The organism is Microbacterium phosphatis (genome assembly GCF_049177115.1).
GTDB classification, from domain to species: Bacteria; Actinomycetota; Actinomycetes; order Actinomycetales; family Microbacteriaceae; genus Microbacterium; species Microbacterium phosphatis.
Map to the genome: position 1 here is coordinate 3,062,650 of NZ_CP185370.1, position 20,943 is coordinate 3,083,592.

Sequence of the window (20,943 nt, forward strand, 5' to 3'; positions counted from 1 at the left end):
GGGATTGCGCGGGTCGGGTCAGCCCTTGACGGCGCCGACCGTGATGCCGCTGACGAAGTACTTCTGGACGAACGGATAGAGCAGGACGATCGGCCCGGTGGCGACGACGGCGCTGGCCATCTTGAGGGTGTTGCTGGGCAGCTCGGTCCAGCTGACGTTGCTGCCGGCGACCGAGTTCTTGAGGGCGTTGGCCGTGTTGATGATGTTGTAGAGGTGGTACTGGAGCGGCTTGAACTCGACCGTCGACCCCAGATAGAGCGACGACAGGTACCACTCGTTCCAGTAGCCCAGCGCGAGGAACAGGCCGACGGTGGCGAGCGCGGGCTTCATCATCGGCAGGCTCAGCTGCCAGAAGATGCGGAAGTCGCCGGCGCCGTCGACCTTGCCGGACTCGACGATCTCGTAGGGCACCGTGCGCATGAAGTTCTTCATCAGGATGATCAGCCACGGCGTCATCAGCAGCTGCAGGAAGACCGCCAGATAGCTGCCCCGCAACCCGAGGTCGCGGGCGATCCAGAGGTAGGTGGGGGCGAGGCCCGCCGAGAACAGTGTCGTGAAGTAGATGAAGAACGAGATGCCGTTGCGGAACGGGAAGTCCTGCCGGAACAGCGCGTACCCGGTCATCGAGATGACGAGCAGGCCGATCGCCGTCCCGAACACCGTCATCAGGATCGTCACCGCATACGACCCGATGATCTGCCGCGGGGCCTTGAAGATGTACGAGTACGCCTCGAACGTGAACCCCTTGGGCAGCAGGCCGAAGCCCGTCTTCATGATCTCGGACTCGCTCGAGAACGACGCCGACAGGATCAGGACGAACGGCAGCGCGCAGAAGAGCGCGAACAGCGAGACCGTGATGTACGAGATCGTCCGCAGGGTCCAGTCGCTGCGGTCGAGCTTGATCCGGCGGGGCGGGTTGTTGCGACGCCCCTTGCCGTCGGCGGTGGTGACCAGCTCGGTCACCGTGACGATGCGCGCCGTCTTGTCGGTCGCGCGGATTCCGACGTCAGAAGAGTGCATAGTCCTTGTTGATCCTTCGCACGATCCCGTTGGCCAGCATCACGAGCGCGAAGCCGAACAGCGACTGGTAGAGGCCGACCGCTGTCGACGACGTGAAGTTGTTCTGGGCGAGGATCATCCGGTAGACGGAGGTCTCGATGATGTCGGTGGCCTGGAACAGTGCCGCGTTGTTGCCCACGAGGTTCCAGAACAGGCCGAAGTTGCCTCGCATGATGCCGCCCAGCGAGAACAGCAGCAGGATGATGAACGTCGGCTTGAGGCTCGGCAGGATGATGTACCGGATGCGCTGCCAGGCGTTCGCGCCGTCGATCGCGGCGGCCTCGAACAGGCCCCGGTCGATGCCCATGATCGCGGCGAAGTAGACGATCGACCCGTATCCGGTCGACTGCCATAGGTGCACCAGGATGATGATGATCGGCCAGGCGCCGGCGGTCGAGTAGATCTTGATCGGGTCTCCGCCGGTCTGCTCGATGAGGGCGTTCAGGGCGCCGGTGTCGTAGTTGAGCAGGTTGAACGCGATCACGCCGACCAGCACCACCGAGATGAAGTACGGCAGGAACATCACGGCCTGCGTGATCTTCTTGAAGTACTTCATGCGGATCTCGTTGAGCATGATCGCCAGCGCGATCTGCAGGATGTTGCCCAGCACGATGAACGCCAGGTTGTACAGGATGGTGTTGCGCGTGAGCAGCCACAGCTGGCCCGACTTGATCAGGAACTCGAAGTTCTTGAAGCCGACGAACGGGCTGCCGAAGATGCCGTCGCGGTAGTTGAAGTTCGTGAAGGCGATCCACGACCCCGGCAGCGGGGCGTAGCTGAACACGAGGAAGAAGATCACCGCCGGCACGCACATCAGCAGCAGCACCCGGCTGTCGCGGATCTGCCGCCAGGCGCGCCCCTTCCTGTGGGGTGGCTTCACGCGTGCGACCTTCTCGGTCGCAGCATCGATCCCGGTCATCCTCCGCCTCTCTGCGGTTGTGCGCGGGCCTCATCGCCTGCGCCGCCAGGTTGATTCGGCAGTAAAACTAACCCTTGGATTTATGCCGGGTCAACGGTCTGAGCGGTTGTGAGCGATTCGGGCCGCGGCGACCGGGTGCCGCGGGGGGCGGGTCACTCCTCGCGCCAGCCCAGACGCAGGCCCGAGACGAAGCGGGCGGTGGGGTCGGCGGCGGGGTCGAGCTCGAGCACGCGCAGCTCGTTGGCGCCCGCGCGCAGCACCGCGGCGGGGACGTAGAGGGTCTCGGTGGGGCCCGATGACCAGTAGCGCCCGAGCAGCACGCCGTTGACCCGCACGTAGCCCTTGCCCCAGCCGGCGGTGGACAGGAACAGGTCGGTCGGCTCGTCGAGGTCGAAGGCCCCGACCAGGGCGCTGCCGCGGGGGCCATCGGCCGTGGCGACGTCGATCGGGGTGGCGGTCCAGCCCTCGAGGGGCGAGCCGCCCAGCGTCGGAGCGCCGATCAGCCCCTTCGCCTCACCCAGCGCGGGGCCGTAGTTCACCCGGCCCTGATCCTCGACCAGCACCTCGAGCTGGCGGCCCGGGGGCAGCTCCGCCGCACGCTGGTGCAGCGAGCGGAACAGCGTCGCCACGGGCACGCCGTCGACGCGGACCCACGCGGCATCGCGCACCTCGTCGAACGCGAGCAGCGCGGGCCCCTGAGCGAACCGATCCGGATCCAGGTCTGTGGCGTAGAGCACGAGGGCGGAGGTGTGCCCCAGCGCGTCGAAGGTGGGGGGAGCGGCACAGACCTCGGCGTCGGCGGCCGGGGCGGGCAGCCAGCCGCGCCCGCGCTCGAGGGCGACCTCGAACTCCGGGGCGGGCCGAGGGGCGCCCGGCAGGTCGGCCGGCACCGGGGCGTATCTCGCGATGACCTCGCGGAACGCGTGGAACTTCGCGGTCGGCGCCCCCGCCTCATCGAGCGGGGCGTCGTAGTCGTACGAGGTGGTGATCGGCAGGTAGCGCCCCTTGTGGTTGGCGCCGTTGGTGAGCCCGAAGTTCGTGCCGCCGTGGAACATGTAGATGTTCACCGAGGCTCCCGCCGCCAGCAGCGCGTCGAGCTCGGCGGCGGCCTCCTCCACCGAGGTCGTGTGGTGCACACCGCCCCACCAGTCGAACCAGCCGTCCCAGAACTCCGAGCACATCAGCGGGCCCCTCGGCTGATGCTCGCGCAGGGTCGCGAGGCGCTCCCCGACGCGCGATCCGAAGGATCCGGTCGAGTGCAGCCCCGGCAGCGATCCGTCGCGCAGCATCTGCGGCTGCGGCTGGTCGACGGTGGTGAGCGGCACCGTGATGCCGGCGTCGCGGGTGATCCGCACGAGCTCCTCGAGGTAGGCCTTGTCGTCGCCGTAGGCCCCGTACTCGTTCTCGATCTGCACGAGGATCACCGATCCGCCGTGGTCGATCTGACGGGGGGCCACGATGTCGTACACGTGGCGCAGGAAGCCCTCGACCTCCGCCAGGTAGGTCGGCTCGCTGCGCCGCAGGCCCACCCCCGGCAGCCCGGTGAGCCAGGTGGGCAGCCCGCCGTTGTGCCACTCGGCGCAGATGTACGGGCCGGGGCGGACGATCGCGTGCATGCCCTCCGCGGCCACGAGGTCGAGGAAGCGCCCGAGGTCGTTCCATCCCGTCGCGTCCCACTCCCCGCGCACCGGCTCGTGGGCGTTCCAGGCCACGTACGTCTCGATCGTGTTGAGCCCCATCAGCCGCGCCTTGCGGATGCGGTCCGCCCACTGCCCGGGGTGGACCCGGAAGTAGTGGATCGCCCCGGACAGCACCCGGAACGGCTCGCCGTCCCGCAGGAAGTCGCTCTCGCCGATCTCGAACCGCGGCATCCATCCCCCTCGGATAGTTTCCCTGATGGTCAGATTAATGCCGGGCGGGCCGGCTCAGCCGCACGCGGCCGCGGCGAACCCGAGCGCGGTCGACGAGCCGCCGACGGTGGCGATCACCTCGCCGGCCGGGATCTGCGCCTTGTGCGTCGCGAAGACCGCCGAGTCCGACGCCCCCGCCGCCACACCGCGCAGCACCCGCGTGCCGGAGGTGCCCGTGAACGAGATGTCCCTCGGCGCATCGGCGTCGTTGCGGGCGCTCACCACGACCTGCACCTTGCCCGCGATGCACCGCGTGGTGACGGCCGGCGCGAGGTCGCGATCGACGGAGCCCGCCGCCAGCGCCGGGATCTTCAGGTACGAACCCGGGGTGGCGAAGGTCACGCGGATCGCCGAGGCGAGCACGGCGTCGAAGGCGACCGTCGTCGGCAGCCCGTTGGCCGCGGGCACCACGTCGCGGGCCGTGGTGGGATGCCACGTGCCCTGCGCGTCGCGGTACTCGACGCCCACGCCGGCGATCCGCCCCTCGATGTTCACGAATCCGACGCGATCGACCACCTGCGCCGTCGCGGGCTCGATCGTCAGGGCCGCCTCGTTCTGGAGCGCACTGCCCGACCACGTCGACCACGAGGTGGCCGTGCGTCCGTCGCAGGCGTTCGCCGCGGGCATCGTCTCCCACTCGGTCTGGTGGAAGGTCGCCGTCACCGTTGTGCCGTCGGCCGAGCACACATCCGCGGGGGCCGCGGGGCCCCACAGCTGCACCTCCGACACCGACTGCCAGGTGCGCGTGGCGGTGGCGAGCTTCACGCGCACGCCCGCGGTCGCGGGGATCTCGGAGACATCCAGCGTCGCGACGGGCGCCGCAGACGCGGGATCCTGCGCCAGCTCGACGCTCACCCCGCTCGAGACCCACGCACCGGCGGCATCGAGGTACTCGGCCGTCACGGCGGAGGGCCAGGTGGCCCCCGCGCCGTCCTTGTAGGTGCGCACCACGACCTCGTCCACCTCGCGGGCGAGCGGCCACGCGAACGACAGCCAGCTGCTCTGCGGGTACGCGCCGCCGGAGACCCAGTCGTCCCAGCCCTTGCGCGCGAGGTCGCCGTCGATCACGGTGCCCGCGAGCGAGGCGCGGCTCGAGGCGCCGACGAGCGCGTCGCCCGCGAGGTTCACGATGCCGGGTGTGCTCACATCGATCGTGCGGGTGAAGGTGCGGCCGGCCGTGAACTGCGCATCGGCGGCGAGGGTGCCGACGATCCGCTGCGGCCCTCGATCGGCGAAGGAGGTCGCACTCCACGTGACCGCGACGTCGGTCGTCACGCCGTCCACCTCGACCGGCACGGTGGCGGGCAGCTGCCCCGCGAAGTCCTCTCGCGGCAGCACGGTGTCCGGCAGGCCGTCGTCGACGACCGACCAGATGCGCGTTCCCCGGCCCTTGTCGTCCCAGTACGAGGCATCCCATCCGGATCCCCAGCGCGCCGGATCCTCGGTGGCGGGGTTGCGCATCTCGGCGCGACCGTTCTCGCCGATGGTGATCGGCAGCCAGACATAGGTCGAGTTCGCGGCGCCGGAGTTCCACCGGTCGCCCATGTAGACGAAGCGCCCGTCGCCGAGGTCGAGGACGTTCGTCGACTGCGAGCCGAAGGTCGTGCGGCGCGTGTCGCCGATCGACAGCAGGCCGTCGCCGCCCTCGGGCACCGAGCTGTAGGCGATGTCCTCGTTCGCGTCGCCGGCCTCGACGCCGCGGATCCACGTGCCGAGCATGTGGTCCGCCGTGTAGTAGGTCTGCGCGTTGGGCGCCCATCCCGTCGCCCCGGAGGCGACGACGTAGTACCGGCCGCCGTGCGTGAAGACCGCCGGCGCCTCGAGCACGCCGCACTCCCGCACGATCTGGAAGTCCTCGCCCCGCACCGGCGCCTCGGCCGAGCCGTCGGCGAACAGATACGGGTAGCGGCCGTCCTCCGAGTACTGGCCGGCGTCGACCATGTCGACATCCGTCGTGTGCGTGACATTCGTGTAGCTGTCGTCGAGCCGCGCCATGTAGAGCGTGCGGTTCTCCTCGGACGAGTAGACGATGTAGGCCGATCCGTCGGTGTCCTGGAACACCGTCATGTCGCGGGCCTGGCCGGGCACCGCCGCCGAGATGCAGGCCTTGTAGTCGGTGCGGTTGGGCATGCGGTAGACGCCGGTGAGGCGGAACGGCCCGGTCGGGCTGTCCGAGACCGCGACGCCCGCCATCGAGCGCGCGTACATGCTGCCGCCTGGGGTGGTCTGGCCGTCCGAGTGCCACCACAGCACCCACTGCCCGGTCTGCGTGTTGTGCAGCACCTTGGGGCGCTCGAAGATCGTGGTGTACGCGGCGGCGTCGCTGGTGTTGAGGTGGTAGTCCAGCTCGGCGATGCGCTCGGCCCGCGGCCGACCCTCGTCGTCGACGGTGTCGTAGAGCCCGTCGAAGTAGTCGGTCTCGAGCTCGGCGGCATCCGACACCGATCGCAGCACCACGCCCTCATCGATCCAGTTCCGGGTGTCGTACGACTTGTAGGCATGCACGCCTGGGCTGCCGTAGTAGCCGTTGCTGCGGTCCTCGCCGTACCAGTAGTAGACGGTGCGGCCCGCCTCCTCCCCCGCCACCACGCCCGATGCGTCGACCTCGAGCTCCTCGGCCGAGACGACCTGACCGCCGTGCGCCTGGATGTGCGCGCCGTTGTCGTCGAACCAGTAGGGCTGGAAGTAGTCGGGGGCGCTCGCGCCCGGATCCTGGATCGCAGGATAGGAGTCGTACGTCCTCGGGTCGCCGACGGGCACGGCCGCCTGCGCCGCCCCGATGGTGGACAGGGCCAGAGCGGCGGCCAGGCCGCCGCCCAGCGCGATGCGCGTGGTGGTTCTCAACGTCGACTCCTTTGTCGTGCGAGGGAAGGGGTGCTTGCGGGCCGCCCGTCGCGAGACGCGGGGCGATAGTTTTTCTGACGGTCAGATTAATGGTCCGGGCCGGTCTCCGCGCGGGGAAAGCGCAGGATGATCGACTCTGATCGGATCGGCGGATCCGGGCCCGAGACGGCATGCGGACGGCACCGTGCCCCGATTCGCCGTCATCCTCGGCGGGATGCGGGCGGATCGGGGCACGGCGAACCCGGGTCGGATCAGTGGAGGTCGGTGATCGCGGCCGGATCCATGTCGTCGAAGGCCTGGTTCTCGCCGGCCATCGCCCAGACGAACGAGTAGGCGGCGGTGCCGACGCCCGAGTGCAGCGACCAGCTGGGCGAGATGACGGCCTGGCGGTCGCCGACGATGAGATGGCGGGTCTCGGTGCGCTCGCCGAGGAGGTGCACCACCCGCGCCTCCTCGGGGACGTCGAAGTAGAGGTAGCACTCGGTGCGGCGGTCATGGGTGTGGGCCGGCATGGTGTTCCACATCGAGCCCTCGTGCAGCGTCGTCACCCCCATCACGATCTGGCACGAGCGCACGCCGTTCTCGTGGATGAACTGGCGCAGCGTGCGGCGGTTCGATGTGGCCTGCTCGCCCAGCTCGCGGACGGTGCCCTCGTCGGGGTTCACGAGCCGCGTCGGGAAGGTCGTGTGCGCCGGGGCCGAGAACAGGTAGAACTGGCCGTCTCCCTCGAAGACGACGTCCCGGATCCCCCGCCCGAGGTACAGGCACGCGCCCTTCACCAGCTCGTAGCTCTCGCCGTCGGCGGTCACGGTTCCGGTGCCGCCGACGTTGACCACACCCAGCTCGCGGTGCTCGAGGAAGTGCTCGCTGCGGATCTCCGGGTAGCCCGTGAGCGCGAGCGGCGCACCCCCGGGCACGGCGCCGCCCAGCACGATCCGGTCGTGGTGCGTGTAGGTGAGCCGGATCTCGCCCGGCACGAAGACCTCGTCGATGAGGAAGGTCTCGCGCAGCTCCGCCGTGTCCATCAGCGGGATCTGGTCGGGGTTCGTCGCGTAGCGCTGCTCCATGGTGCTCCTTCTGTCCTGCGTCGTGTGTCCTGTGTCGTGAGTCCTGTGCTGTGAAAGGTCGGGCTGGCTCGACCCGGGGTCAGCGCACGAGCCACCCGCCGTCGACCGGGACGACGGCGCCGGTGACGTAGGCGGCGGCCTCGGAGGCGAGGAAGACGAAGACGCCCTGCAGATCCTGCGGTGTGCCCCAGCGGCCGGCAGGGATGCGGGCGACGATGGCGGCCTCGCGGTCGGCGTCGTCGCGGATGGCCTGGGTGTTGTCGGTGGCCATGTAGCCCGGTGCGACCGCGTTGACCGTGACGCCGCGGGCCGCCCACTCGTTGGCGAGGGCCTTGGTGAGGCCGGCGACCGCGTGCTTGGAGGCCGCATAGCCGGGCACGAGGATCCCGCCCTGGAACGACAGCATCGAGGCGACGTTGATGATCCGGCCGTGCCCCCTCTCGAGCATGTGGCGCCCCGCGGCCTGCGAGAGGTGGAAGACCGCGTCGAGGTTGACGTGCAGCACGTCGCTCCAGTCGCCGGCGGCGTGCTCGGCGGCGGGAGCGCGGCGGATCGTGCCGGCGTTGTTGACGAGGATGTCGAGGCGACCGAAGTGCGCGATGACGCGCGCCACATCGCCCTCGAGGTCCTCGGCCGTGGCGCTGACGAAGTCGCGCCGCAGCCGCAGCACGCGCCGCCCGAGGGCCTCGATGGCCGCGGCCGTCTCGGAGTTGTCGCCCCGGTCGAGCAGCGCCACATCGGCCCCGGCCTCGGCGAGCGCGACCGCCGCGCCCTGGCCGAGCCCGCGGCTGGTGCCGGTGACGAGGGCCACGCGGCCGTCGAGGCGGAAGGTGTCGAGGATCACGGTGTCTCCTGGGGTGCCGCGGGTGCTCCGGGCGGGTCGAGGCGCGGCGCGCCCGCGGAGGGCGGCGCGACGAAGCGGGTGGTGAGCTCGCCGATCCCGGCGGCGCGGATGGTGACCTCGTCGCCGTCCGCGAGCGGGCGGTGCGTGGCGAAGGCGGTGGCCAGCTTCTGCGGGGTGCCCGTGGAGATGACGTCTCCGGGGCGCAGCGTCACCGCCTGCGAGATGTAGGCGACCAGCTCGGCGAACGGGAAGATCAGCGTCGATGTCGACTGCGACAGCGTCACCTGGCCGTCGCGCATCGCCTCGACGAGCAGGTCCGTCGGATCCGGGATCTCGTCGGCGGTGACGACCGCGGGGCCGAGCGGCGCGAAACCGTCGAAGTTCTTGCCGAGCGTCCACTGCGAGGTGCGGTTCTGCCAGTCGCGCGCCGAGACGTCGTTGAGGAGGGTGTACCCCGCGACGTGATCGAGGGCGTCCGCGGCGGGGATCGCGCGGCCCGGCTTACCGATCACCAGCGCGATCTCTGCCTCGTAGTCGACGTCGCGACTCTCCGGCGGCAGGATCACCGGGTCGTCCGGGCCGCCGAGGGCACCCGGGGCCTTGAGGAACACATCGGGGTGGGCCGGGTCCTCGACCACCGCGCCCGGGTCGGCCGACGCATGCCCGCGGTAGTTGTAGCCGACCGCGAAGATCGTGCGCGGCACGATCGGCGGCGCGAGGGGTGTGCCGGAGCGACGCGGAAGCGTCGCGGGATCGGCCGCGGCGACGGCCGCGCGCGCCGCCTCCGGGGCGACGAGGATGTCGAGCACCGAGTCGGCGAGGTGCGACAGGTCGAGGATGCGGTCGTCGACGATTGCCGCGGGGGCGCCCGTGGCGAGGGTGACGAGCCTCATGCGCGTGCCCCGCTCACCAGTACCGCTCCCAGCCGGGGGTCGTGCGGCGCACCAGCGCCTCGAGGTAGAAGTAGTCGCCCCACAGGGTGCCCTCATCGACGCCGACCCGCTTGGGAAGGTCGTAGACGCCGTGCAGCAGCAGGGCGTCCGACGCCTCCGGCGAGGACGGACGCGCGTGCGCGATGAGCGCATCGAGCAGGTCGTCGGCGGCGGCGCGCGCCTCGTCGGCCCGCGCCGGATCGACCAGAGCCAGCTCGTAGAGGCCGCACACCGCGATCGCGGCGGCCGAGCTGTCGCGCGGGGCGTCGCTGCCGTCGGTGTAGACGAGGTCCCAGTACGGGATGCGATCGGCGGGCAGGTGCGAGAGGAAGTAGTCGGCGCAGCGCCAGGCCGCCCTCAGCAGCGACGCGTCGCCGGTGGCCTCGTAGTTCAGCGCGAAGCCGTAGATGCCCCAGGCCTCGCCGCGCGCCCAGCACGAGTCGTCGAACGCGCCCTGCTCGGTGCCGCCCCGGAGGGGGTCGCCGGTGATCGGGTCCCAGTAGAACGTGTGGAAGGTCGAGTCGTCGGCACGCAGGATGTGCTCGCGCAGCTGCGCGGTGTGGCGACGGACGGCATCGGCGTAGCGGGGATCGCCCGTCTGCTCGCCGGCCCAGGTGAGAAGCGGCATGTTCATCAGGCTGTCGATGATCGTGCGGCCGCGCTGGGCCGGATCCGTCAGGTCGCCCCACGCCTGCACGATGCCGGCCGGTTCGAGGAAGCGCGTCATCAGGCGCTCGGCGGCCGCGATGCCGACCTCGCGCCAGCGATCCTCTCCCGTCTTCCGCCACGGCACAACGGCGGCGAGCGTGTAGAGGAAGCCGAGGTCGTGCGTCTCGAGGTCCTCGTCCGAGCGCAGGCGGCGCTCGAAGTCCTCGGCGTGGCGCAGGGCCTGCGCGCGGAACACCTCGTCGCCCGTCGCATCCCACGCGAGCCACTGCATCCCGGGCACGAAGCTCGTAGTCCAGCCGCGGTTCTGACCCTCGGCGAAGGCCCCGGCGGCCGGACGCAGCGCGTACCGGTCGTCGCGGGTGGTGTCGCCGACATAGGCGTCGCCGAAGCGCTCGATGTTGCGGCGGATCACCGATGCGGCATCGGTCAGGGCGGAAGTCACAGTCTCCACGGGTCTCCTCAGATCGCTTCGGCCGGCGGGGCGGCGAGCGCGGGGGTGAGCGTGTAGCGGCCGTCGGCCCACACGAGGTACAGGGTCGCCGAGGCCGTGAGGCCCAGGGCGAGGGCGGGCAGCGAGGCGAACAGCACACCCTGCACCGCGACGGCGCCGACCGAGAGCAGGGTCAGCGGCCAGCGCTTCACGGCGAGGTAGAGCGACGCCCGCAGGAGCGGAAGCACGCGCGTTCCCGGAGCCTCGGCCACCGCCACGATCGCGACCGCGCCGGTGCCGAGCGCGAGCAGGGCCACCATCAGCAGCAGCGGGACGACGAGCACGGAGGCGGCGGTGTCGGACATCATCCGCACGTCCACCAGCGCGACGGTCACCACCGCCGTGACGACCGTCGCGACCGCGAGGCCGCGGGCGAAGACCACGCGGTATGCGGCCAGGAAGGTGCGAACCAGACCGCCGTGCGCGGCGCCGTCGACCGTCTGGCCGTGCTCGCGCAGCACCGCGCAGGCCGCGGCGAGCGCGGGCCCGCACAGGGGCGCGGTCAGCGCGAGCGCCGGCCACGACAGAGCCGGATCGGTGGTGATGAGCAGCGCGACGAAGGGCAGGCACGCCACCACGAGCAGGGCGTTGAGCACCAGGCCGAGGGAGACGATCCCGAAGACCGCGCCGTAGAAGCCGTGACCGCGGTCCTTGTCGGTGAACAGCGAGGTGCGCATCATCAACCCTTCATCCCGCTGGTCGCGATGCCCTCGACGAAGTAGCGCTGCCCGAGCAGGAAGATGATCGCGATCGGGACGACCGAGATGGTCAGGCCCGCGAACAGCACGCCGTAGTTCACGTCGTAGAGGCTGGTGACGAAGTTGCGCAGACCCAGCTGCATCGTCCACAGCTCCTTGTCGCGCAGGTAGATGAGGGGCCCGAGGAAGTCGTTCCACGTGTTGACGAAGGTCAGCAGCGCCAGCGAGGCGAGCGCCGGGACCGACAGCGGCAGCATGATGCGCCGCCAGATGCCGTACTCGGACAGACCGTCGAGGCGGGCGGCCTCGGCGAGCTCCTCGGGCACCGTCTCGTAGAACTGCTTCATCAGGAAGACGCCGAACGCACCGAACGCCTGCAGCAGGATGATCGCCCACAGGGTGTTCGTCAGCTTCGCGTTCGAGAGCATGATGAACTGCGGGATCATGTACGACTGCCACGGCACGGCGATGGTGCCGACGTACGCGAGGAACAGCACGTCGCGGCCGGGGAACTTCACCCGCGCGAACCCGTAGGCGGCGAAGGATCCGGTCAGCAGCTGCAGCAGCGTCACGGCGATCGAGAGCACCAGGGTGTTGCGGATCCAGGTGCCGATGCCCGAGTCGGTCCAGATCTGGACGTAGTTGTCCCAGACGAACACCTCGGGGATCCACACGATGGGCGCCGTGAAGACCTCGTTCGAGGGCTTCAGCGAGCTCATCACCATCCAGAAGAACGGCAGCAGCATGGCCGCGGCGGCCACGACCAGCGCGGCGTAGCCGATCGCCCGCAGGGTGACGCGGCGGGCCGAGCCGCGGCCGGCGGTGCGGACGGGGCGTCCGCCGGAGGATCCGGTGACGAGGGTGTGGGTGGCGTCGATGGCCATCAGCTGCTCCGCTTCTTGTCCCAGAGGAACTGGCCGATCGTGACGAGGATGCAGAGGAAGAACAGCACCACGGCCGCGGCCGAGGCGTAGCCGAACTTGTTCTGCTCGAAGCCCATCCGGTAGATGAACTGCGAGATGACGAGGGTCGACTGACCGGGCCCGCCCTGGGTCATCACGAGGATCAGGTCGAAGATCTTGAACGAGTTGATCGTCAGCATCACGGTGACGAAGAACATGGTGGGCCGCAGGCACGGCAGCGTCACGTTGACGAATCGCTCGATGGCGTTGGCGCCGTCGACCCGCGCCGCCTCGTGCAGCTCGCGCGGCACGGTCTGCAGGCCCGCCAGGAACAGCACCATGTAGTAGCCCATGTCGCGCCAGGTCGACACGAGCACCACCCCGGGCATCGCCCAGTCCGCCGAGGTGAGCCACCCGGGCGGGTTCTGCAGCCCCAGGAACCGCAGGATCTCGTTGACCGGCCCGTACTCGGGGCTCAGCAGCAGGTTCCACACGAGCGCGATCGCGACGATCGAGGTGATGTAGGGGAAGAACGCGGCGGTGCGGAAGAACGCCAGCCCCCGCAGCTTGTTGTTGAGCAGGAGCGCGAGCCCGAGCGACACGATGATCGTCAGCGGGATGTGCATGACCGAGTAGTAGAGCGTGTTGAGGAACGCGACCCGGAAGGATCCGTCCTTCGACAGCTGGACGAAGTTCTGGAGCCCGACGAACTGCGCGTTGCCGAAGATGTTCCAGTTCGTCAGCGACATGTAGAACAGCACGATCACCGGCACGAGCGTGAGCGTGGCGAAGCCGAGGAAGTTCGGCAGGATGAAGCTCCAGCCGATGAGCGTGTTGCGCAGGGCGAGCTTCGATCGCCTGCGGCGCGCGGACGGCGCGGGCGCGCTGGTCGTCGTCATGGGGACTCCGTCGTCGGGGTTCGGGGCGCGGGCCTCGGGGCGTGGGGCTCGGCGTCGAAGGCGCCGAGGGAGGGGCCCCGGATCGGACGAGCCGACCCGGGGCGCCCGGGCGACGTCAGTCGACGAGGCCCTCGCTCTTCACGCGCTCCTCGGCCGCTGCGATCGCGTCGTCCACGCCCTGCGAGCCGGACAGGATCGCGGTGTGCATGTCGTTCAGCGCGGTCTGGATCGCCGCCGTCTTCGACGACGTGGGGTTCTCCGGGCCGGTCTCGTGGGTGGCCCAGGCGAACTTCGACAGCTCGTCCGTGGGGGCTCCCTCGGCGGCGAAGTACGTCTCGGTGACGGCGTCGCTCTGCAGGGCCGGCGTGATGCCGATGCCGGCCAGTAGCTGGGCCGCGTCCTCGCTCGCGGCGTAGGCGAGGAAGTCCTTCGCGGCATCGACCTTGGCCGGGTCGATGTTGGCGTTGATGCCGAACCCGGTGGGGTCGCCGAAGGTCAGCGGGGTGTTGTCCATGCCGGCGGTCGAGTCGTCGGCCTGCGGCGCCGGGGCGATGCCCCACTCGAAGTCGTCGGCCTCGCCGGACGCCTGCTGCGCGATCAGCGTCGCGACGAACCAGGTGCCCATGGGCATCATGGCCGCGTGCTGCTTGCCGAACTCGCCCTGGTAGGTGAGCTTGTTGGCGGTGACGGTGTTGTACGGCACCTTCAGCCCGTCTGCCTCGGCCGAGAGGACGTCCTCGTAGTACGGCGCGAAGTAGCCGTAGTCGCCCGAGAGGATGCCGTCGCCGGTGTCCTGGTTGTTGGCGAAGCCCTGCACCACCGACTGCCAGCCGTGGTTGTAGATCGGCAGCGCCTCGCCGATCTTGCCCTTGAGCTCGGCGGCCGCCGCGTAGAAGTCGTCCCACGTCCACGAGCCGTCGGGCTCTTCCACGCCCGCCTGCGCGAAGAGGTCCTTGTTGTAGTAGAGCACCCACGAGTCCTGGCGGTACGGGGTGGCGTAGGCGACGTCGTCGATCTTGTACGAGTCGACGCCGCCGATGCCGTCGGGCAGCTCGACGTCGGAGACGTCCATCAGCTGGCCGCCCTCCTGGAAGGTCGAGACGAACTTGACCTCCTTCTGCGTGATGATGTCGGGGCCGGCGCCGGCGGCGAGGTCGGTGGTGACGAGCGTGTTGTACTCGGCCGGGTCGTACTCCTTGAGCTCGACCGTGACGTCGGGGTGCTTCTCGTGGAAGCCGTCGGCGATGGTCTGGAACTCGGGGGTGGTCTCGAGGCTCCAGCCCGAGACGGTGAGCGTGATCGGCTCGCCGTCGCCGCCCGCCGTCTCCTCGGGCGCGGCGGTGCCGCCGCCGGCGCAGCCGGCGAGGGTGACGGCGGCCAGGCTCGCGGTCGCGAAGACGAGGCCCTTCTTGATGTGATGCATGCTGCTCCTTTGCTGCAGGCGGCAGGTATCCGCTCGCGGATGCCGGGTGGGTCGTGCGGAGTGGATCAGGGGATCCGGGTGAGGGGGACGGAAGCAGAGGTCTCGACGCGATCGGGCCAGGTGACGTCGATGCGGACGCCCTCGCCCCGGTCGGCGACCGAGATGGTGGGAAGGCCCAGGTCGATGCGGGCCTCGCCCGTGCGGGCGAGCTCGACGAAGGCGGTGTGCCACGTGCCGGGGTCGACATCGACCTCGACGACGGGCACGGCGGCGAAGGTGCCGAGCGGGCTCGCGTCCAGGCGCTGCGCGACGAGCGGCTCGACGGTGTCGTCGCCGATGACGCGGATGATGCTCGTCAGCTCGCCGGCGGCGACGCGGGCGGCATGCTCGACGTTCTGCGCGAACGGGCGCTCCCCCGCGACCGGCCAGCCGCCGATCCGGAGCGTCAGCTCGTCGAGGTCGTGCGACTCGTCGACGGGATCGACCCGCACGATGCGGGCCTCCCACGGGCCGCGCACGACCGAGTGCGTGGTGATGCGCGCGAGCACCTCGACCTCGCCGCGCAGGCCCTGGCCGTGCCCCGGCGTGGGGGCGGGGACGAGGGTGTGCGCGAGCCAGGTGGACGCCGCCCAGCCGGTGCCGTCGTCGAGGACGCGCGCGCCGAGAGGCTCGAGGGCCGAGCGGTGGGTGGCCCGGTCGTCGAGGTCGATGAGCGCGACCGACTGCTCGAGCGGGTCGATCCAGGCCCGGTCGTCGAGCAGCGGGGACGTGGCCGTGGAGTACCCGAGGCGCGCGTACAGCGGCGAGTCACCGCCGAGCGACCCGGCGAGCGCCTTGTCCGTGCCGTGGTTGACGACCCGGACGATGCCGTCGGCGGCGCTTCCCGTGACGACCCATCCCGGCGCCGCGATGGCGCGGGTGAAGTCGCCGCGGTCGATGGGCAGCGGTTCGGCGGGTGCGGCCCAGACCGGGTGGTCGGCGGGCAGGGCCAGGCCGAGCAGGCCCTTCGCCGCCCAGTAGGGCGAGGCGGGGCCCGAGTACGACTGCGCGAGCTGCCGCCACTCGCCGTGCCAGCCGAGGGTCAGCAGATCCTGGTCGTCCGGGGCGCCGTGGTGGTCGAAGTGGCTCACGACGCGGGCGGCCGCGTGGCGCAGCGCGCCGGCCGAGAGAGAGGGCACCTCGGCGATGACACCGGCCCACAGCGGCGCGGCGGCGGCGAAGCGGTAGACCAGGCTGCGGCCCTGGATGAGCGGCGAGCCGTCGCCGCCGATCAGGGCGATGGCGTCCTGGAGGTAGCGGTCGAGGCCGGCGATGTCGCGCTCGGTGCGACCGGGGCTGAGCTCGGCGACGAGGTCGGCGGCGCCCTGCATCCGCGACCACAGGATCGGATAGAGGTGCAGCGCCCAGCCCACGTAGTGGTCGTACGCGCGCTCGGCTCCGTCGGCGATCCAGCCGTCCTCGCGGACGAGGCTGTCGTGGAGGGCCAGGTCTGCGGCGATGTCGGCGGCGCTCCAGGGGCCGCCCACCGAGCGCAGGAACGTCTGCACCACGATGCGGAACCAGAGCCAGTTGGTCTTCGGGTAGGTGTCATCGCCCACCACGGGGGCGAGGTAGCCGATCACGCGATCCTGCGTCCGGGCGTCGAGGCGGTCCCAGATCCATTCGCGCGTGAGGTCGAGGATGAGGGCGAGCGAGGCCGCCTCCACCTTGGCCTGCGCGTGCTCCTCCATCCGCACCCAGCGGTCGGCCGCGTCCGGGTCGACCCCGGTGCGGATGCCCTCCGCGAAGAAGTCGATGAGGTGATCGACGCCGACGCCCCGCTCGCCCGCGATGCGGAAGCCGGCCAGCAGGAAGGTGCGCGCGAAGCCCTCGAGCCCGTCGACGTCGCGGCCGTAGCCGCCCTCGGCACCCGGCGGCGTGATCCGCCCGCGGCCGGCGGAGGCGTGCGCCATGGCGCCCGCGAGCAGGCGGTCGGCGAATGCCGTCCAGTCGTCGCGCGTCCAGTCGGACGCGGCGGTCGGGGTGGGCTGCACCGGTTCTCCTTCGAATCGGATCTCCCGCGTCAGGCGGCGCAGGAGCGATTGGGAGCGTAACAACCGTTTGTGGTCGGTTCAACGCTTGTTGTATGGAATAGATCGATTATGATCGCTTTCAGTGCGGCAGGGGCGCCGCACCGCGACCGACGAGGAAGTCCGATGCCCGCATCCCCCACCGCGTTCCGCGGCCCGCTCGCGCGCGCCCTCGGCGACGACGTCATCTCACGCCTCGCCGACCCCGATCTCGCGCTGCCGATCGGTGCGGTGTTCGATCAGGAGACGGTCGCCGACGTGTCCGCGCGCGCGGCGGCCGACCTCGGCGCCCCGTGGCCGCAGCCGCTCGCATCCGCGGCCGCCCGGTTCCACGGCGACGGTGACCGGGTGTCCTGGGAGACGCCGGCGTTCGCGCGGGCGGAGCGCCTCTCGCGGGCCGCGCTGATGGCGGCCGCGACGGGCGAGGATCGCTGGCTCGACGAGGCCGTGGACGGCGCGATCCTGCTCTGCGAGCAGAGCTCGTGGTGCTGGCCCGCGCACGATCACACCCGGCAGCGGCACGGCTCCGTGCTGGCCACCGTGACCGACCCCTGCGTCGATCTCGGCGCGGGCGAGGCCGTGGCGCAGCTGGCCTGGCTGGACGCCCTGCTCGGCGATGCGCTGGATGCGCGCTATCCCGGGGTGCGCGAGCGGATCCGCCACGAGGCGCAGGTGCGGGTGTTCGAGCCGTTCGTGCGCCGCCGCGACTGGCACTGGATCGGCCTCGACGGCCCCGTGCACAACTGGAACCCGTGGATCCACGGCAACGTGCTGGTCGCCGCCCTGCGGCTCCTGCCCGCCGGCGACCCCCGCGACCTCGTGATCGGCCTGTGCATCGGGGGGCTCGACCGCTACGTCGCCGCCCTGCCCGAGGACGGCGCGATCGACGAGGGCTACGCGTACTGGTGGAACGGCGCCTGCCGCCTGCTCGAGGCCCTCGACGTGCTGACCTCCGCGACCGGTGTCGACCCGGTGCCGCTCGTGCGGGCGCTGCGGGAGACGGTGGCCTTCCCGCACCGCATGCACCTCGGCCGCGGGTGGTACGTCAACGTGGCCGACGGCCCCGCCAAGCCCTCGCCCGTGCAGCCATGGCACGCGCTGTTCCGCGCCGCGCGGCGAGCGGGCGATGCCCGGGCCGAGGCGCACGCGCGGGCGCATCGAGCGGGGCCCGCGGCGCACGAGGCCGAGGGGCTCGGGCGCCTGGTGCGCGGTGCGACCGATCCGGACTGGCTGCGCGCCGCGCCCGGCGACGACGTGCCCGAGCGGCGGGCGGACGCGATCCATCTGCCCTCGACGCAGATGCTCGTCGCCCGCGGCCCGCTCACGCTGGTGGCGAAGGGCGGCCACAACGGCGAGAACCACAACCACAACGACGTCGGGTCGGTCATCGTCGCCTCGGACGGGGTGCCGGTCGTCGTCGACGCGGGCCGCCCGACGTACACGGCCCAGACCTTCGGCCCGGCGCGGTACGACATCTGGACGATGCAGAGCCAGTGGCACTCGACGCCCTTCGTCCGCGGCGCCGGGCAGCGAGCCGGGGCCGCGTTCGGCGCCCTGTCGGTGCACGCGAGCACGGGATCCGGCCTGTCCAGGATCACGATGGACCTCGCCCCCGCCTACGGCGATCCGGCGCTGCGCTCGTGGCGGCGCACCGCCTCGCTCGAGGCGGGGAGGATCCTCCTCGCGGACGCATGGGATCTCGACGAGTGGACCGGATCCGATCCCGAGCCCCGCACCGAGATCCGGTTCCTGATCGCCGGCGACATCGAGCTCGCGCCGGGCCGGGCCCGCGTGACGCCGCGGGAGGGCGCGACGCCCGTGGTCCTCGAGTGGGACCCGGAAGTCGCCGCATCGACCGTGGCGCGGGAGCTCGACGACCCGTGGCTGACCGAGGTGTGGGGTGCGCGGCTGATGCGGCTCGACCTCGACGTGCGAGGCCGGTCGAGCCTCGATGTGAGCATCACCCAGGAGGAACGATGACCAGCTCGGCCCCCAACCCCCGCCTCGCCGCCGCGCGGCGCGCGCACATCCTCGGGGCGCTGTCCCGGGCCGGCGCGGTGCGCATCGCCGAGCTGAGCGCCGAGCTCGACGTGGCGGCCGTCACCCTGCGGCGCGACCTCCAGCTGCTCGAGGGCGAGGGCCTGCTGGTGCGGGTGCACGGCGGCGCCGTCCCCGCGGAGGGCGCTCCCGCGGCCGCCCCCGCGGTCGCCGCGGGGCCGACGCGGCCCGCCGCCTCGATCGGGGTGCTTGTGCCGTCGCTGAGCTTCTACTGGCCCGATGTCGTCCGCGGCATGGAGGAGCGCGCCGACCAGCGCGGGGCGTCGATCCTGCTGCGGTCGACGTCGTACGAGCTGCAGGACGAGCGCCCCGTGCTCGCGCGCATGGTCGAGGAGGGGGTGTCGGGGCTGGTGCTCGCGCCCAACACCGACACCGAGCACGCCGCCGAGGTGATGGAGTGGCTCGAGCAGTCGGCGGTGCCGTTCGTGCTCGTCGAGCGCGACATGAAGCTCGCCGGATCGCCCGTCGAATCGGTCAGCACCGATCATCCGCTGGGGGCGGTGCTCGCCGCCCGGCACCTCGCGCAGCTCGGTCACCGCAAGGTGGGGCTCGTGATCTCGCGGCACTCCCCGCACGCCCGGAAGCTGGTCGCCGGCTGGAACGCCGCCTGTCGCGAGCTCGGCCTCACCCCCAGCGAGCACGTCGAGCGCGTGCTGCCGGATCGCTCGACGCCCGAGTTCCTCGCCACCGTCACGGCGATCCTCGACACTGTCCGGCGATCGGGGATCACCGCCCTGCTTGTGCACTCGGACCGCGAGGCGATGGCGTTCGTCGACCTCGCGCTCTCGCGCGGGCTGTCGGTGCCGGGCGACCTCTCGATCGTCGCGTACGACGACGAGGTGGCGCAGCTGTTCACCCCCGAGCTCACGGCCGTCGCGCCTCCGCGTGCCGCCGTGGGCCGCGCCGCGGTCGACCTGCTGCTCGACCGGCTCGCCGACCCCTCGCGTCCCGTGCACCGCGTCACGCTGAACCCCACGCTGAACGCGCGGGCGTCGACGGCGCCACCGCGCTGATCAGGGCGTGAACAGGCCCCTGTCGACCTCGAAGGTGAACGCATCGCCCACGATCTCGGGGTCGACGTCGTCGAGGGTGGCAGGCGTCCAGCGCGGCGAGCGGTCCTTGTCGACCAGCTGAGCGCGGATGCCCTCGACCATGTCGGGCTGGGTCTTCATGAACCAGCTGACGAGCGCGAACTCCTGGGTGAGCGCCTCGCGGAGGCCCTTCAGCCAGCGCGCCGACTGCACAGCCGCGAGCGTGATTGTGAGGGCGGTGGGCGAGCGCTCCTCCAGCGCGGCGAGCGCCGCGGCCGGCGTCAGGTCGCCCTCGAAGACCTCGTCCGAGTCGATCAGGGCGCGAAGGCGCGCCTGGATCTCGGCGACCGTGTCGCCGGCGAAGACCTCGTCGATCCAGGGGCGGGCGCGCTCGATGGGCCCGGGCTCGGGCGTCTCGTCGAACAGCAGGACGAGCTCGGTCGGGGTTCCCGGGTCGGCGCGCGTGGTGAGCGCCTCGCGCAGCGACGGCAGGTTGGCCGCGGGCACCACGTGGTCGGCGAAGCCCGCGTAGACGGCGTCGGCCGGGCCCATCACCCAGCTGGTCAGCGCGAGGAACTCGCCCAGGCGCCCGGGCGCGCGGCCCAGCAGCCACGATCCGCCCGCGTCCGGGGTGAAGCCGATGCGGGTCTCGGGCATCGCGAACTGCGAGCGCTCGGTCGCCACGCGCACGGCGGCGTGGCCGGCGATGCCGATGCCGCCTCCCATGGTGACGCCGTCGGCGAGGACGACGATCGGCTTCGGGTACTCGCCTATGCAGGCGTTCAGCGTGTACTCGTTGCGGAAGAACTCGTCGGCCTTCGCGAGCTCGCCGTCGCGGATGGCGTTATGCAGCTGACGCACGTCGCCCCCGGCGCAGAACCCGCGCTCGCCGGCGCCGACGAACAGTACGACCTGCACGTCGGTGTCGGTCACCCAGGCGTCCAGCACCCCGCGGATCGACCGGATCATCGCGGTGTCGACGGCGTTGATCGCGTCGGGCCGGTTGAGCGTGATCGTCCCGAGGCCGCCCTCCTTGCGGGCGACGACGCGGGGGGCGGATTCGGCGAAGGTCACGGATCGAGGCTACCCGCGGGCCCGGATCGCCGCCGTCGCGAGGGGCCGCGTCCCC

Annotated in this window: 16 protein-coding genes; 2 read left to right on the forward strand and 14 right to left on the reverse strand. The window is 71.2% G+C overall.

The genetic code is table 11. The annotated features are described in order from the left end of the window. Positions 1-18: 18 nt before the first annotated feature. The 13 genes from ACOKGD_RS14650 to ACOKGD_RS14710 form a co-directional block, all read right to left on the reverse strand. Positions 19-1,020, reverse strand: a complete 1,002-nt coding sequence (locus ACOKGD_RS14650) for a carbohydrate ABC transporter permease (RefSeq protein WP_342335828.1) — start codon at positions 1,018-1,020, stop codon at positions 19-21. Continuing rightward, positions 1,007-1,978, reverse strand: coding sequence for an ABC transporter permease (locus tag ACOKGD_RS14655; protein ID WP_342335829.1), 972 nt, complete (start codon positions 1,976-1,978; stop codon positions 1,007-1,009). Before ACOKGD_RS14655 ends, ACOKGD_RS14650 begins: the two co-directional genes overlap by 14 nt. A gap of 152 nt (positions 1,979-2,130) precedes the next feature. Continuing rightward, positions 2,131-3,849: a glycoside hydrolase family 35 protein gene (locus ACOKGD_RS14660; RefSeq protein WP_342335830.1), complete on the reverse strand. Its 1,719-nt coding sequence runs from the start codon at positions 3,847-3,849 to the stop codon at positions 2,131-2,133. A gap of 54 nt (positions 3,850-3,903) precedes the next feature. Then, a complete protein-coding gene (locus tag ACOKGD_RS14665; RefSeq protein ID WP_342335832.1) occupies positions 3,904-6,732 on the reverse strand; it encodes a glycoside hydrolase family 43 protein in 2,829 nt (942 codons plus the stop codon). A 251-nt stretch (positions 6,733-6,983) separates the two neighbouring features. Beyond that, positions 6,984-7,799, reverse strand: coding sequence for a 5-dehydro-4-deoxy-D-glucuronate isomerase (kduI, locus tag ACOKGD_RS14670; protein ID WP_342335833.1), 816 nt, complete (start codon positions 7,797-7,799; stop codon positions 6,984-6,986). A 79-nt stretch (positions 7,800-7,878) separates the two neighbouring features. Next, positions 7,879-8,643, reverse strand: coding sequence for a 2-dehydro-3-deoxy-D-gluconate 5-dehydrogenase KduD (gene kduD, locus ACOKGD_RS14675; RefSeq protein WP_342335834.1), 765 nt, complete (start codon positions 8,641-8,643; stop codon positions 7,879-7,881). Continuing rightward, positions 8,640-9,536: a fumarylacetoacetate hydrolase family protein gene (locus ACOKGD_RS14680; protein WP_342335836.1), complete on the reverse strand. Its 897-nt coding sequence runs from the start codon at positions 9,534-9,536 to the stop codon at positions 8,640-8,642. Before ACOKGD_RS14680 ends, kduD begins: the two co-directional genes overlap by 4 nt. Positions 9,537-9,549: 13 nt before the next feature. After that, a complete protein-coding gene (locus tag ACOKGD_RS14685) occupies positions 9,550-10,695 on the reverse strand; it encodes a glycoside hydrolase family 88 protein (protein WP_342335837.1) in 1,146 nt (381 codons plus the stop codon). An 8-nt stretch (positions 10,696-10,703) separates the two neighbouring features. After that, entirely contained in the window at positions 10,704-11,414 is a 711-nt protein-coding gene (locus ACOKGD_RS14690) for a ferredoxin-NADPH reductase (protein WP_342335839.1), read from the reverse strand. Beyond that, positions 11,414-12,316, reverse strand: coding sequence for a carbohydrate ABC transporter permease (locus tag ACOKGD_RS14695; protein WP_342335841.1), 903 nt, complete (start codon positions 12,314-12,316; stop codon positions 11,414-11,416). Before ACOKGD_RS14695 ends, ACOKGD_RS14690 begins: the two co-directional genes overlap by 1 nt. Continuing rightward, positions 12,316-13,233, reverse strand: coding sequence for a carbohydrate ABC transporter permease (locus ACOKGD_RS14700; protein ID WP_342335843.1), 918 nt, complete (start codon positions 13,231-13,233; stop codon positions 12,316-12,318). The genes ACOKGD_RS14695 and ACOKGD_RS14700 overlap by 1 nt, the downstream gene beginning before the upstream one ends. Before the next feature lie 115 nt (positions 13,234-13,348). Then, positions 13,349-14,656, reverse strand: coding sequence for an extracellular solute-binding protein (locus tag ACOKGD_RS14705; protein ID WP_342335845.1), 1,308 nt, complete (start codon positions 14,654-14,656; stop codon positions 13,349-13,351). A gap of 65 nt (positions 14,657-14,721) precedes the next feature. Further along, on the reverse strand, positions 14,722-16,689 hold the full coding sequence (locus ACOKGD_RS14710; protein WP_342335846.1) for a DUF2264 domain-containing protein: 1,968 nt from the start codon (positions 16,687-16,689) through the stop codon (positions 14,722-14,724). Positions 16,690-16,851: 162 nt separating this feature from the next. Between ACOKGD_RS14710 and ACOKGD_RS14715 the strand changes: the two genes are divergently transcribed. Both ACOKGD_RS14715 and ACOKGD_RS14720 read left to right on the forward strand, forming a co-directional pair. Continuing rightward, positions 16,852-18,705 carry a heparinase II/III domain-containing protein gene (locus tag ACOKGD_RS14715; protein ID WP_342335847.1) on the forward strand — a complete coding sequence of 618 codons (1,854 nt, stop codon included), beginning with the start codon at positions 16,852-16,854 and terminating at the stop codon, positions 18,703-18,705. Continuing rightward, positions 18,702-19,796, forward strand: coding sequence for a substrate-binding domain-containing protein (locus tag ACOKGD_RS14720; RefSeq protein WP_342335848.1), 1,095 nt, complete (start codon positions 18,702-18,704; stop codon positions 19,794-19,796). Before ACOKGD_RS14715 ends, ACOKGD_RS14720 begins: the two co-directional genes overlap by 4 nt. Here the strand turns inward: ACOKGD_RS14720 and ACOKGD_RS14725 are convergent, their stop codons facing one another. Beyond that, positions 19,797-20,888: an enoyl-CoA hydratase/isomerase family protein gene (locus ACOKGD_RS14725; RefSeq protein WP_342335850.1), complete on the reverse strand. Its 1,092-nt coding sequence runs from the start codon at positions 20,886-20,888 to the stop codon at positions 19,797-19,799. It abuts the gene before it with no gap. Positions 20,889-20,943 lie beyond the last annotated feature (55 nt).

Bases quoted from the DNA above. Each gene is read 5' to 3' on its own strand.
- ACOKGD_RS14715 (WP_342335847.1), top strand. From the start codon at position 16,852: ATGCCCGCATCCCCCACCGCGTTCCGCGGCCCGCTCGCGCGCGCCCTC.
- ACOKGD_RS14720 (WP_342335848.1), top strand. From the start codon at position 18,702: ATGACCAGCTCGGCCCCCAACCCCCGCCTCGCCGCCGCGCGGCGCGCG.
- ACOKGD_RS14705 (WP_342335845.1), bottom strand. From the start codon at position 14,656: ATGCATCACATCAAGAAGGGCCTCGTCTTCGCGACCGCGAGCCTGGCC.
- ACOKGD_RS14690 (WP_342335839.1), bottom strand. From the start codon at position 11,414: ATGATGCGCACCTCGCTGTTCACCGACAAGGACCGCGGTCACGGCTTC.
- ACOKGD_RS14700 (WP_342335843.1), bottom strand. From the start codon at position 13,233: ATGACGACGACCAGCGCGCCCGCGCCGTCCGCGCGCCGCAGGCGATCG.
- ACOKGD_RS14660 (WP_342335830.1), bottom strand. From the start codon at position 3,849: ATGCCGCGGTTCGAGATCGGCGAGAGCGACTTCCTGCGGGACGGCGAG.
- ACOKGD_RS14655 (WP_342335829.1), bottom strand. From the start codon at position 1,978: ATGACCGGGATCGATGCTGCGACCGAGAAGGTCGCACGCGTGAAGCCA.
- ACOKGD_RS14695 (WP_342335841.1), bottom strand. From the start codon at position 12,316: ATGGCCATCGACGCCACCCACACCCTCGTCACCGGATCCTCCGGCGGA.
- kduI (WP_342335833.1), bottom strand. From the start codon at position 7,799: ATGGAGCAGCGCTACGCGACGAACCCCGACCAGATCCCGCTGATGGAC.
- ACOKGD_RS14680 (WP_342335836.1), bottom strand. From the start codon at position 9,536: ATGAGGCTCGTCACCCTCGCCACGGGCGCCCCCGCGGCAATCGTCGAC.
- ACOKGD_RS14650 (WP_342335828.1), bottom strand. From the start codon at position 1,020: ATGCACTCTTCTGACGTCGGAATCCGCGCGACCGACAAGACGGCGCGC.